Source organism: Mucilaginibacter flavidus, assembly GCF_024055575.1.
In the GTDB taxonomy this organism is placed as follows: Bacteria; Bacteroidota; Bacteroidia; order Sphingobacteriales; family Sphingobacteriaceae; genus Mucilaginibacter; species Mucilaginibacter flavidus.
Window position 1 is genome coordinate 487253 of the sequence record NZ_JAMXOE010000001.1, and the last position, 12525, is coordinate 499777.

The window sequence follows — 12525 nt, forward strand, 5'->3', positions numbered from 1 at the left end:
AGATTTTTTTAGATTAAGACAAGCGAAATGTAGAATTTTTTAGATTAAAAACCCACTCATGTAGATTTTTTTTTGTACTAAAACAGGAGCGACGAGATAAAAACCAGCCCAGTTTATATCAAAGGACATCTCTCTCTATATACTTCCAGACTTTATCGGCTCTACCAACTTCCAGTCTTTACTGTCTTTTCCGACTTTACTGTCTTTCGGTCTTTCCTGACTTCCCGGCTTACCGACTTTCCCGACTTTTTTACCATATTTGCACCTTTTAAAGCGATGCAGCCTTTTAATGTGTTAAAAGATGTTAAGCTGAAGCTATTTTAGTGAAAAAAGTGTTAAAAAACCTGATATTTACCCTGCAATAAACCATTATTTGTAATCCATGCAATACAATAAAATAAATAATCTTTTAGGCTGGCTTTGTTTCGTCATAGCTTCAATCACCTACATTTTAACGCTCGAACCATCGGTAAGCTTTTGGGATTGCGGCGAGTTCATATCCTGCGCGTACCGTTTGCAGGTTGCTCACCAGCCCGGTTACCCTTTGTTTGCCATGCTTGGTAAAGTGTTTTCGCTGTTATCATTCGGCAATAATGCAAAGGTGCCTTATTTTACAAATATGGGCTCGGCCATTGCCAGTGGCGCAACTATTATGTTCCTGTTTTGGAGCATAACAGCCATTGCTAAAAAAATGCTTGCACCTAAGCCGGGTGAAGCAGACGACCAAAGCCGTACTATACTTATTATGGGCGCCGGTTTGGTAGGTGCACTTGCCTTCACTTATACCGATACATTTTGGTTTTCGGCTGTTGAAACCATCGTGTTTGCACTTTCAATGCTGTGTACTGCTGTTGTTTTTTGGGCAATACTGAAATGGGATGCCCATGCCGACGAGCCGGGTGCTGATAAATGGCTTGTATTTATTGCTTATGTAATAGGCCTTTCAATAGGTATTCACCTGCTCAACTTGCTAACCATACCGGCAATTGCCATGGTTTATTACTTCCGCCGCGGCCGCAATGTTAACGTAGGTGGTGCAATTGGCACTTTTTTAATAGGTGTTCTGATACTTGTTTTTGTACAATACGGCATACGTGGCTATACCATTAAAATAGCTGCCTATTTCGACCTTTTCTTTGTAAACAATTTAGGCCTTGGCTTCTGGAGCGGCGCTATGGTTTGGTTCCTGATAATTGTGGGCATTTTGGTTGCTGGTATTATGTACAGCATTCGCAATAAAAAGCCATTAATGAACCTGGCGTTTCTGTGCGTTTCCTTTGTTTATTTAGGTTACGGCTCGTTTGCCTATATCCCAATCAGGGCTGCTGCAGGCACCAATTTGGATAACTCGCACCCCGATAATGCATTTATTTTGTACGGATACTTAAACCGTATACAGTATGGCGAAAACCCTTTGCTGTTTGGCCAGTATTTTGACGCCAAACCTAAAACCGACGAAAATGGCAACCCGATTCAAAATGAAGGGAGTACCATCTACCGTAAAGGCAAAACCAAATATGAGGATGCTGGCAAGAGAACAACCTACCAGTACGACCATACCACCTTTTTACCCCGTATGTACAGCAGCGACGGGCAGGACCCCCAGTTTTACCGCCAATGGCTGCAAATGGACGAAAACGCAGCACCAACTTTTGGCGATAATATGAAATGGATGGTTAGCTGGCAAATGTACCAGATGTACTGGCGGTACTTTTTATGGAACTTTGTTGGCCGTTACAACGATTTGGATGGCCAGCAAAACACAGCAGGTGTTGATGGTAACTGGACCAGCGGCATTCTTGACGGCGGCAAACATTTGCCAAAATCGGTAGTTGGCGGGCCCGAAATAAAGGGGCAGGGCATTCAACTGGGAACAACTTATACGCCGCTGTATGCTTTACCATTAATAATTGGATTACTGGGCGCGGCCTACCATTTTCAGCGTAAAAAACGCGATGCGCTGGTAGTACTGCTGCTTTTCTTCTTTACAGGCCTGGCCATCGTATTATACGTAAACCAGCCGAGTATACAGCCGCGCGAGCGTGATTACTCGTACGTTGGCTCTTTCTACGCATTTGCCATTTGGATTGGCCTGGGAGTGGTGGCATTAGCCGAGCTTATCCGCTTAAAAGCAAATGCTAAAACTGCTGCAGTTGTGGCTACCGGCGTTTGCCTGCTGGCAGCACCGGTTGTTATGGCAAAGCAGGAATGGAAAGCCCATGACCGCTCTACCAAAATGACGCCGCATGATATGGCTTATAATTACCTGATATCGTGCCCGAAAAACGCTATATTATTTACCTATGGCGATAATGACACCTATTCGTTATGGTACGACCAGGAAGTGGAAGGCATACGCCCTGATGTGCGTATTGTTAACCTCAGCCTGTTTACCGGCGACTGGTACATTCACCAGATGCAGGGTAAAATGAACGAATCGGAGCCATTGCCAATAACTATGCCTTACGATAAATACAAAGAAGGTGTACGCGATGTGATTTACTTTAACGACCAAAAAATAGCCGAACCAACAGAAGTTAAGGAAGTTTTTGATTTTATATCGTCAGACAACAGGGCCGCACAGGTGCAGTTTCAGCCGGGTGGCAGCTATGAGAATTACCTGCCTACAAAAAACTTTAAAATCACTATTAACCCTGATGATGTTTTAAAGAACAATGTAATAACTCCTGAGCAAAAGGATAAACTGGCTACAGTTATGCAATGGAAATATACATCGAACTATGTAACCAAAGAAAACCTGGCCATGTTGGATATATTGGCACATAATAATTGGAAAAGGCCTATTTGCTTTACTACTACCATTGGTAACGAAAACCTGATTGGCTTGCAGCAGTACTTATATAAAGAAGGTTTTACCTATCGTTTGTTGCCGCTTAAACCGGATACCAGTACCCGCGACCAGTTAGGCAAAATAAATAGCCTGGTGATGTATGATAACATTATGAACAAGTTTAAATTCGGCAATTTTAAAACTGCCAAGTATTTAGACCACGAGTCGACCACCATGTTTTACCCGGTTATGGTTACCACGTTCCTTGACCTTGCCGACGGACTGGTTAAAGACGGTCACCCTGATCTTGCCCTGAAAGCACTGCATAAGTTTGACGACGTAATGCCGGATATGACCCCTGGCATTGAAGTTGCCAACCGCAAAATATTTATGGCGCAAACCAGCTATAACCTGCACGATAACGTTTTGGGTAATAAACTGATGACCAGCGTAAACGATTACCTTATCGATCAGCTTGATTATAACTATTACCTGATGAAAGATAACTCCGGCGCATTTGATATACGTACGGTACAATACGGCGTGTCGTTCCTTAATGCGATGGTTGAATTCACAGGTGAAAGCCACCAAACGCAATTAACTAAGAAATTTAGTGACGAGATGAAGGACTACACCAATAAATTTGGCGGAGTGTTGCAAAGGCAGCCTCAACAATAAATATTGTTGCACTAAATAAAGCTAAACGGCCCTGCGAAAACAGGGCCGTTTTTTATTTATATTGCCGACATACAAACGGTTATGAACATACTCATCCTTGGTGCGACAGGCAGAACCGGCCGGCACCTTGTTAGCGAAACATTAAAGTTAGGCTTTGAAGTACACGTGTTAGTTCGTGATAAAAGCAAGTTGCCTGTTTACCCGCCGTCGGTATCGGTTTTTGAGGGCACTCCTGCTGTAAAAGATGATCTGGCAAAGGCTATGCAGGGTTGTGATGCTATTTTAAGTTCGCTGAATATATCCCGTACCTCCGATTTCCCCTGGGCAAAATTGCGTACGCCAAAAGATTTCCTGTCGGCAAGCATGAAGAATATTATTGCAACTGCTGGCGAGATTAATATTAAACGTATAGTTATAACAACAGCCTGGGCGTAAGCGAAACCAAAAAAGATATCCCGTTTTGGTTTAGGTGGCTTATTGACCACAGCAACATCAGCTACCCATACCGCGATCATGAGGTACAGGAAGAAATACTGAAACACTCAAATATGGATTGGACGGCAGTTCGACCCGCCGGCCTAACAAATTCAACTAAAATCAGGGATGTTGTGGTAAGCCTCAACAATTCGCCTAAACCGGGTTTAACCGTCAGCAGGCTAAATGTCGCCAGGTTTATGGTCGATTGCCTGAAAAACAATTTGTATGTAAAACAAAGCCCGGTTGTATCGTAAAGTCGTCAGTCGTTTTTGATACCGCGAATACAATAATTCTCAATTCGCGATTTGAGAATTACTATTTATATCGTGTTATGAAATCGAGGTTTATCCTGTGTCTTATTTCAATTGGGAAAGTTTACTTCTCCTGTACATCGCGGGAGTCTGCCCCGTTTTCGATTTAAAGATCCGGTTAAAAGCTGATTCTGACTGATAGCCTACGTTCGCTGCAATTTCGGATATATTGCTGTTGTTCGTCGTTAATAACTTTTGGGCTTGCCGGATGCGCCAGTTGGTAAGGTAACTTAGCGGTGTTTCGTGCACTAATTTTTTAAACTGGTTAAAGAAAACAGAACGTGACATGCCGATCTCCGATGCAAGAGATTCCAGCGTCCAATCGGTGTGGGGTGAGTCCTGCATCAGTTTTAGCGCTTTGCTGATCCTTGGGTCATTTAATGCAGAAAGAAAGCCAGTGCCGGGGGCAGCCTGCTCTAAATATGCCCTTATGATATTGATAAACATAATTTCCGACAGGCTTTTTAGCATTACACCGCTTCCGGGCCTTTCGTTATTAAGTTCTGCCAACATTAATTGTGCAACCTGCTTTAATAAAAGCTGGTTTTCTGTTACATATTGCCTGATGTGAATAATTGGCGGCAGATCCTTTAAAAAAGGGTGCAGGGGCTGGTAATCAAATTCAAAATGGCCCGCTATAAGTGTAGTTACATCGCCCCCACTGTTAAAAACAGGGATCCCGGCCCGGCGGGCCTTAACAAATTCGGGCGAGGGCATACGTAAACTTGTAGCTTTATCTGCTAACCAGTGGGCGCTGCCGTTAGGCACAAATACCAGGTCACCCTCCTGCAATTCTATTATACTGCCATCAGGCGAGCCAACAGTACAATTGCCGCTCACCAGCCGCCAGAACTGCGAATTTTGGTCCTTTATAACATCCAGTCCCCACGGGGCCGACAGCGGAAATTTACTATAAACAACACTCCTGAGTCGCGTGGCTTCTAATACAGTACTTAAAGCATCCATTGGTTAAATTGATACGATTAAGCAAATATACAACACTTTTTAACACTTTAAGTATTGAACCAGAGACTAGCTTTGTGTCATTAATAATCAGAAAAAAATGACAACACAGGAATTAGCCAATCGCTACTACGAACTTTTTCAACAAAGGCAGGTAGCAGAAATTTATCAACAGCTTTATAGTACCGACATTGTTTGCACCGAACCCGAACATGCCCTAGCGATGGGCGTGCCTACTATAACCACCGGTATTGACGCGGTTTTGGCCAAATCAAAAGCCAGGCAGGAAACTATAGCCGAAGTGCACAGCTTTTTCAGCACCGAACCGGTTGTTGGAGGCAGCTACTTCAGTTTGGCCATGGGCAGGGACATGACCTTAAAAAATGGCCAGAGATTACAGATAGCAGAAATTGCAGTTTTCGGCGTAAAAGACGATAAGATAATATCCGAAACGTTTTTTTATTAGCGATAAGTGAAAACTGATTGAATATAAACTATCGGCTGGAACCCGGAGTTATGTCCGCGTTCTGGTCGATAGATGCCGGGTAAAGACTACAGTCGAACCGTCTGGCAGAAAGCATCCGGCGCAAAGAAGTACATGGTTGTATTTTAAAGAACCCCGAAGTCAATCAAACCCTTTTACTCAATTTGTACACCTTTTAAAATTTTTAACTACTCAATTAAACTGTTTGAACGATGTCCGAAAGAATATACAGTGAATAAAATTAACGAAAGCCAGTAAGTTATATTGCTATTTTTAAAGATCGCCTCACTACCAACAAGTAAACTCCGCTAGTTAAGAGATAAAGACAAACAAAAAAGCCCAGTAAGCAACGTTCGACTTCCGAGGTCGATGAACACAAAGCACAGTTTCGAAAGCTAAATAAATATATAAGTCAAAACCATACCATAACCAGAAATTGGGAAAAGCGATTGGATAATTGCCTATTACAGTTAAATTGCATTGCTTTAACAGATATTTTCAAGATTAACCAATGGATGATAAACCTACAATACGAACCGCACTAATATTCATATTTTTTACTTTCATGATAACTTGGGCAATAAATATACCTTTAGCACTTGCAGCACATCATCAAATTAAATTTTCAGTTCCAAGATGGGTAGAGATCACTTCAACTTTAAGCCCGGGAATAGTCGCCTTATCTATAATAATTTGCCGTTGTAAAGAAGCAGGTCTTAAAACGTTATTAACAAAAATTTTAAAATGGCGCGTAAATTATAGATGGTATCTTTTTGCACTATTGATACCAGTAGTATGCGTTGTTCCTTCTCTTTGCATTTATCTTTACATATTACATAAACCACTTGACCTGTCAGAATGGTATCTGCCTCTGATTCTGTTTTTTATTTTTATACCATTTAGCCCCTTATGGGAAGAAATAGGTTGGCGCGGCTTTTTACTGCCAATCCTTCAAGATAAATTTCGTCCGCTGACGGCTGCTGTTATTTTAGGACTTATTTGGGGAATTTGGCATATTCCTATGTATTTAACACATAATCCTGAAGGAAGCAGAACACAACTATTTTTAGTTTACTTCATCATAGGCACGGTGCCTATTACCATTTTGTTTGTGTGGCTTTATAATAAGACAGAAAGTTTATTGATTACAATTTTTTTCCATGCGGCAATAAATGCCACATTTGCCTTGTTTGGGAAAGTGCCAACAGGTGAGTTGCGACCTTTTATTTACACCATGATTTTCTTTACAATTGCAGCTACAGGCATCTCTTGGAAGACAAAAGCCTTTCTTGGACAAGCAAAAACAAGATATAAGGCTCCCATTTGTAATGTCCCGCCTGGTTAAACGTCTGAGCTTAACTGAGAAATAATTGCGAGTGTCCACACTCGCGCAAAATAACAAACAAGAAAAGCTCCAAATCCTTAAATTCAAGACTCTATTGAAAAGTAAGGGGAGCGAGACCCGAACTTACATACTTTCAAAAGTAGGGCTTAACAAAAACTGAAATATTCACCGACGAACAGAACCGCCTTGCGGTAATGCTTAGGCGCCGGCGCACCCTGCACGCATTGCCATTTTGCAGCAAATTATAAATGCCAATGCCTGCATCTGCGGCGATTTGTCGATCGAGCCAGCTTGGGCGCGCTAAGCACTTAGCCCTCTGTAAGCACCAGGAGGCTTTTTTCTTGCCTTAAATCACTTATAAAGGTCTTAAATGCAGGCTTTAAAATGTGTTCGCTACTAAATTTGTTGGGTTGAGTGAACAAGTGAATTTTTGCTGTCCGTTTCGTAAAAACAGGCTTTAAGGTTGAATTTGACGCACTTATGGCGCATGATTTAATAAATAATTATAAAGCTCACGCAGGCTTACGATTGAATTATGCGTAAGAGTAACACGATAAAGGAAGGGCGCTGTGAGGGATTGTGTTTATGCCAGCAATTCCTTGCTCTATATTCAATCAACGCCTAACTTTTTATTTATCGTCGACAGTGGCAACTTTTTTAATAGCCGGCATTGCGTTTTGTTTGAAATTTGAGACTTGTTTGGTCAGGAAATATATAACCATCATAACCAAAGTATATATTAAAATGGTTCTATCCAAACCTATGATTCTATTGACTAATTTAACTTTTAAGCTAAACAAAAAGATATTACTTAGCAGAAGGTAAAATAAAGTATTTTGGCCTATGGATAAAACTGGATGTATTTGAGCAAACCGTCTCTCTACCCAAATACAAAACATATAATACAAATATAATGGAAAAGCCGATCCGGCGATCCAATAAATACTCGGTGGAAACCGATCTGGAAAGTTATGCGTTATTAAACAATATACAACAAAAGGCATGGAAAGTAAAAATGAGACGACCAAAACACTCCAGCGGAATTTAATATTATCACGGGCAAACCAGACGCCCGCTAAAAAGAACCAAAGATATTGGAGCATTGGAAAAGCTGAGAATTGATTGGTTCCTATAATTAAGCCTAACTGGTTATTGTTAATGTATTTATAGGGGACCACTATAGTTGACATCAAAGAAACAGCAATTGCAATAATTAATAAAAGATTGCTTGCGGATATCTTTTTTATAAGGTCAAAAAATAGAAATGACGAAATTATTATTACGAAAAAAGATAACAAGAACTCCGAGAAAGGCGGAATTTTGGAAAATATTAAAATCTGGACGGTTTGTTGAAATGAAAAATCAAAATCAGCAAAGAAGATGATATAAGCAAAGGCCGATATATAATAAGCGAGGAGAATTCGGACGGCATTATTTATAATTTTACTCTTTACTTCCTTTCGCTCTTTGGTAAAGTAACTGAGATAATTAGCATAACCAAAACAGAAAAAAAAACCGGAGAATGTTATCAGGTTGATATATTGTGTAATGCAATATATTAAATTACGTATCATGTTGCTTGCAGCTACACTACATAAAAGTTGCATAGTATGCCCTAATACCATTCCTAACACCAAAAAAGATTTAAGATAATCGATAGAAAAGTTCCTTTTGGAGGAGGCCTGAGGGACTATTTGTGCTGATGCCATACGATACATACTATACAGGCTTTTAAATATATTGTTTTTCCCGGATTTGGATTTTATTTTTCATTGAGGATATTAATGTTAAAAAAACGATTTGAAAAAGATAGCTGTGATTAGAACCGCTGTTCCTAGTTTTTTAACTACCAACCACTATGCACGGAGACTTTGTTTCCACCGTTCACCAAACTCATCAAACAAAAAACCAATTTATTTTCTTTAAACCGGCATCGATTAGCGAAACAGTACTCTATTCTGCGTCCTTTTGACATTGCATATACCGTAAAATATCATTGCAAATACCCGCCAACCAAAAAACCTCAAAATAAATTTGCAATCTTCCAACTATTAATCGTAATATTGCGATATAATAATGGGCTTAACAAAAACTGAAATATTTACCGACGAACAGAACCGGCTTGCAGTAATGCTTAAGGCGTTGGCGCATCCTGCACGTATTGCCATTTTGCAGCAGATTATAAATGCCAATGCCTGTATTTGCGGCGATCTGTCCATCGAGCTTGGCCTGGCGCAGGCTACCATTTCGCAGCATTTAAAAGAACTCAAAACTGCGGGACTGATACAAGGTACCATTGAAGGCGTAAGCGTTTGTTATTGTATTGAGCCAAAAAACTGGGAACTGCTGAAACAACAACTAAACAGCTTTTTAAATTTGGTTGATGTAAAGGCTAACTGCTGCTAAAAAAATTTGAAACTATCCATCGTAATATTGCAATAAACAAAATAACCATGAACAATACAACATCACTAACCTGGGGCGCTTTTAAGGAAACCTTATTGGCAAACCCCGACCTCGACCTGCAATTTCAATACGCAGAAAATAAATGGGTAGATGCTTCGTATCATATCACCGAAATTAAACAAACCCCCATCACATCGGTTGATTGCGGCGGCGTTATGAATAACTGGACCGAGATAATAGTTCAGCTTTATGAGCCACAGGCTGCCCAACAGGAACGGGCAATGAAAGTTTCAAAAGCGCTGTCGATCATCAACGTGGTTGAGAAAAAACTACCGCTTGATGTAAACGCTACCGTGAAAATCGAATTCGGCAATTCACAGTTTGATACGCGGCAGATGTACCCTAATGAAATTACTGTTAGCAATGGCAATTTGCTGGTTGATTTGCGTCCCGATACTGTTCAATGCAAAGCTATCGGTCGCGGTGGTAGTTGCGGCACAACTACGGCAGAAAGCGAATGCTGTGCCCCGGCAGTAGAGAAACCAAAAGTTCAATTAGTAAACCTTGCCGTAGCGGCCGAAGCATGCTGCACACCCGGCGGTGGCTGCTGCTAAATAATATAATGAAAACAGAACAAGCTGATAACTACAGGGAAAGCATCATAGCTTTACTAACAGCCGAAAAATTGCCGACTGCCGACTTACCCGAAACGCTGGAGACCTTCCTGGTTACCAAACAGGATGATGAAGTTACGGGTGTAGTTGGTTTAGAAATTTATGGTGACTTTGCCCTACTGCGTTCACTGGCTGTTGATAAAGCATACCGCAACCACGGCCTGGCAAATACTTTGCTTACAGAAATTGAAGCGCTTGCTGCCTCAAAAAACCTGCAAGCCATTTACCTCCTTACGGAAACCGCTCCTGATTATTTTAGCCGTAAAGGTTACGATAAAATAACCCGGGCAGATGTGCCGGCAGAAGTGCAGCAATCAACTGAGTTTAGCCACGTTTGCCCGCAATCGGCAATTGTGATGCGGAAAGCCCTGTAGTTTAAAATCAACATAAAAAATAAACAATACCATGAGCGCTAATCAACAACCCGGAGGAAAAACCGCGATACAGCGTAACATACTTTTTGTATGTATCCATAACTCGGCCCGCAGCCAAATGGCAGAGGCTTTTTTAAACAAATACGGCGAAGGTATCCTCCACGCCGAAAGCGCCGGATTAGAAGCCGGAAAAATGAACCCCAACGTGGTTAAGGTAATGCAGGAGATTGACATCGACCTAAGTAAAAAGGGAACACAGGAAGTATTTGATTTGTTCAGGCAAGGCAGATTATTTCAAGCGGTAATAACTGTTTGCGATGAAGCCAGTGCTGAAGGTTGCCCAATATTTCCAGGCGTAGTACGAAGGTTAGGATGGTCATTTCCGGACCCTTCAACTTTTAAAGGTACCGAAGATGAAATACTGGAACAAATTCGTAAGGTAAGAGATGAAATAAAAGAAGCTGTGCTGGCCTTTATAGAGGAGGCAAAACACATGGAATACTGGACAAAACAATCATGAGTGTAACTAACTGTGCCCCCGTGGCCGAAAGAAAAAAACTAGGTTTTTTAGACAGGTACCTAACTTTATGGATATTCCTTGCAATGGCGCTGGGTGTAGCTGTGGGGTATTTTGTGCCGTCGTCGTCAGCTTTTATAAACTCTTATTCAAGCGGCACCACCAACATCCCGCTGGCAATTGGCTTAATATTAATGATGTATCCGCCCCTGGCCAAAGTAAAATACGAAAACATGGGCGAAGTGTTTAAAGATACCAAAGTGTTAGGCGCATCGCTGGTTCTTAACTGGATTGTTGGGCCTATCCTGATGTTTGTTTTGGCAATAACCTTTCTGCATGCTTACCCTGCGTATATGGTAGGGCTGATACTGATTGGGCTTGCCAGGTGCATTGCCATGGTAGTAGTTTGGAACGAGCTTGCCGAAGGGAACAGAGAATATGCAGCCGGCCTGATAGCCCTGAACAGTATTTTCCAGGTGTTGCTTTACAGCGTTTATGCCTGGGTATTTATAACTGTTTTACCGCCCCTGTTTGGCTTTAAGGGCCTTGTGGTTAATATCACCATTTTACAAATTGCAAAAAGTGTGGGCATTTACCTGGGCATTCCTTTCGCCGCCGGGGTAATCAGCCGGTATACGCTGATTAAAATAAAGGGCGAAGAATGGTTTCAAAATAAATTCGTTCCGTTTGTATCGCCCATTACACTTATTGCTTTACTGTTCACCATTGTGGTAATGTTTAGCCTTAAGGGCAATTTAATAGTACATATCCCGCTTGATGTTCTGCGTATAGCCATACCGCTGGTGGTGTACTTTACCATAATGTTCCTGCTCAGTTTTTTTATCGGCAAATCATTCGGCGCCGATTATTCGCGCAGCACTTCAATAGCCTTTACGGCTACGGGCAACAATTTCGAGCTGGCCATTGCTGTGGCCATTGGGGTATTCGGCATAAACAGCGGCGAGGCCTTTACCGGGGTAATCGGTCCGCTGGTTGAGGTGCCGGCATTAATAGCCCTGGTAAACGTGGCATTTTGGCTGCGTAAAAAATATTATCAACCTAAAATAGAAACCGTTTAATGAAAAATATATTAGTACTATGCACCGGCAACAGCTGCCGCAGCCAGTTAGCCGAGGGATATTTAAGGCATTTTGCAGGCGATAAGGCCGTTGTTTACAGCGCCGGCATCGAAACACACGGCGTAAACCCCAAAGCAATACAGGTTATGGCCGAAGATGGCATTGATATAAGCCGCCACACATCAAACAATGTGGATGAATACCTGGCAATCCCGTTTGACTACGTGATAACCGTTTGCGACAATGCAAGCGAAAACTGCCCCTACTTTCCCGGCTCAGTAAAACGTTTCCACCATAACTTCCCCGACCCGGCAAAAGCGACAGGAACCGCTGAACAGGTGATGGATGAGTTCAGGAAAGTGCGCGAAATGATCAAGACCTATTCAAAAGAGTTTATCAATCAGCACTTAAATACTATTTAACCGG

The 12525-nt window shown here is 41.7% G+C and carries 11 protein-coding genes and 2 pseudogenes; 11 read left to right on the plus strand and 2 right to left on the minus strand.

What is annotated here, in order from left to right; all coding sequences use genetic code 11:
* Positions 1-382: 382 nt before the first annotated feature.
* The gene (locus tag NAF19_RS02205) at positions 383-3469 is read left to right on the plus strand and encodes a glycosyltransferase family 117 protein (protein ID WP_252788112.1); all 3087 of its coding nucleotides are present in this window, start codon (positions 383-385) and stop codon (positions 3467-3469) included.
* 81 nt (positions 3470-3550) lie between these two features.
* Positions 3551-4200: pseudogene (locus NAF19_RS30905) on the plus strand (NAD(P)-dependent oxidoreductase).
* A 102-nt stretch (positions 4201-4302) separates the two neighbouring features.
* Here NAF19_RS30905 and NAF19_RS02215 read toward each other — a convergent pair.
* A complete protein-coding gene (locus NAF19_RS02215; protein ID WP_252788113.1) occupies positions 4303-5223 on the minus strand; it encodes an AraC family transcriptional regulator in 921 nt (306 codons plus the stop codon).
* Positions 5224-5320: 97 nt separating this feature from the next.
* On the opposite strand from NAF19_RS02215, the gene NAF19_RS02220 reads away from it, so the two are divergent.
* From NAF19_RS02220 to NAF19_RS02230, 3 genes and pseudogenes are all read left to right on the plus strand, one after another.
* A complete protein-coding gene (locus tag NAF19_RS02220; RefSeq protein ID WP_252788114.1) occupies positions 5321-5686 on the plus strand; it encodes a nuclear transport factor 2 family protein in 366 nt (121 codons plus the stop codon).
* A 529-nt stretch (positions 5687-6215) separates the two neighbouring features.
* Positions 6216-7049: a CPBP family intramembrane glutamic endopeptidase gene (locus NAF19_RS02225; protein ID WP_252788115.1), complete on the plus strand. Its 834-nt coding sequence runs from the start codon at positions 6216-6218 to the stop codon at positions 7047-7049.
* Positions 7050-7210: 161 nt separating this feature from the next.
* A pseudogene (locus tag NAF19_RS02230) lies at positions 7211-7326 on the plus strand (transcriptional regulator); the annotation flags it as partial.
* 352 nt (positions 7327-7678) lie between these two features.
* On the opposite strand, the gene NAF19_RS02235 reads toward NAF19_RS02230, so the two are convergent.
* Complete coding sequence (locus NAF19_RS02235; RefSeq protein WP_252788116.1) at positions 7679-8758, minus strand: acyltransferase family protein; 1080 nt, start codon at positions 8756-8758, stop codon at positions 7679-7681.
* 367 nt (positions 8759-9125) lie between these two features.
* Between NAF19_RS02235 and NAF19_RS02240 the strand changes: the two genes are divergently transcribed.
* From NAF19_RS02240 to NAF19_RS02265, 6 genes are read left to right on the plus strand one after another with little or no spacing between them, the layout of a single operon-like run.
* Positions 9126-9455, plus strand: coding sequence for an ArsR/SmtB family transcription factor (locus NAF19_RS02240; RefSeq protein WP_252788117.1), 330 nt, complete (start codon positions 9126-9128; stop codon positions 9453-9455).
* A gap of 47 nt (positions 9456-9502) precedes the next feature.
* On the plus strand, positions 9503-10069 hold the full coding sequence (locus NAF19_RS02245) for a DUF6428 family protein (protein WP_252788118.1): 567 nt from the start codon (positions 9503-9505) through the stop codon (positions 10067-10069).
* An 8-nt stretch (positions 10070-10077) separates the two neighbouring features.
* Positions 10078-10503, plus strand: coding sequence for an arsenic resistance N-acetyltransferase ArsN2 (arsN2, locus tag NAF19_RS02250; protein WP_252788119.1), 426 nt, complete (start codon positions 10078-10080; stop codon positions 10501-10503).
* Positions 10504-10534: 31 nt separating this feature from the next.
* Entirely contained in the window at positions 10535-11023 is a 489-nt protein-coding gene (locus tag NAF19_RS02255) for an arsenate reductase ArsC (RefSeq protein WP_252788120.1), read from the plus strand.
* Positions 11020-12099: an ACR3 family arsenite efflux transporter gene (gene arsB, locus NAF19_RS02260; protein ID WP_252788121.1), complete on the plus strand. Its 1080-nt coding sequence runs from the start codon at positions 11020-11022 to the stop codon at positions 12097-12099. The genes NAF19_RS02255 and arsB overlap by 4 nt, the downstream gene beginning before the upstream one ends.
* The gene (locus NAF19_RS02265; RefSeq protein ID WP_252788122.1) at positions 12099-12521 is read left to right on the plus strand and encodes an arsenate reductase ArsC; all 423 of its coding nucleotides are present in this window, start codon (positions 12099-12101) and stop codon (positions 12519-12521) included. The genes arsB and NAF19_RS02265 overlap by 1 nt, the downstream gene beginning before the upstream one ends.
* Positions 12522-12525 lie beyond the last annotated feature (4 nt).

Bases quoted from the DNA above. Each gene is read 5' to 3' on its own strand.
- NAF19_RS02205 (WP_252788112.1), top strand. From the start codon at position 383: ATGCAATACAATAAAATAAATAATCTTTTAGGCTGGCTTTGTTTCGTC.
- NAF19_RS02215 (WP_252788113.1), bottom strand. From the start codon at position 5,223: ATGGATGCTTTAAGTACTGTATTAGAAGCCACGCGACTCAGGAGTGTT.
- NAF19_RS02220 (WP_252788114.1), top strand. From the start codon at position 5,321: ATGACAACACAGGAATTAGCCAATCGCTACTACGAACTTTTTCAACAA.
- NAF19_RS02225 (WP_252788115.1), top strand. From the start codon at position 6,216: ATGGATGATAAACCTACAATACGAACCGCACTAATATTCATATTTTTT.
- NAF19_RS02235 (WP_252788116.1), bottom strand. From the start codon at position 8,758: ATGGCATCAGCACAAATAGTCCCTCAGGCCTCCTCCAAAAGGAACTTT.
- NAF19_RS02240 (WP_252788117.1), top strand. From the start codon at position 9,126: ATGGGCTTAACAAAAACTGAAATATTTACCGACGAACAGAACCGGCTT.
- NAF19_RS02245 (WP_252788118.1), top strand. From the start codon at position 9,503: ATGAACAATACAACATCACTAACCTGGGGCGCTTTTAAGGAAACCTTA.
- arsN2 (WP_252788119.1), top strand. From the start codon at position 10,078: ATGAAAACAGAACAAGCTGATAACTACAGGGAAAGCATCATAGCTTTA.
- NAF19_RS02255 (WP_252788120.1), top strand. From the start codon at position 10,535: ATGAGCGCTAATCAACAACCCGGAGGAAAAACCGCGATACAGCGTAAC.
- arsB (WP_252788121.1), top strand. From the start codon at position 11,020: ATGAGTGTAACTAACTGTGCCCCCGTGGCCGAAAGAAAAAAACTAGGT.
- NAF19_RS02265 (WP_252788122.1), top strand. From the start codon at position 12,099: ATGAAAAATATATTAGTACTATGCACCGGCAACAGCTGCCGCAGCCAG.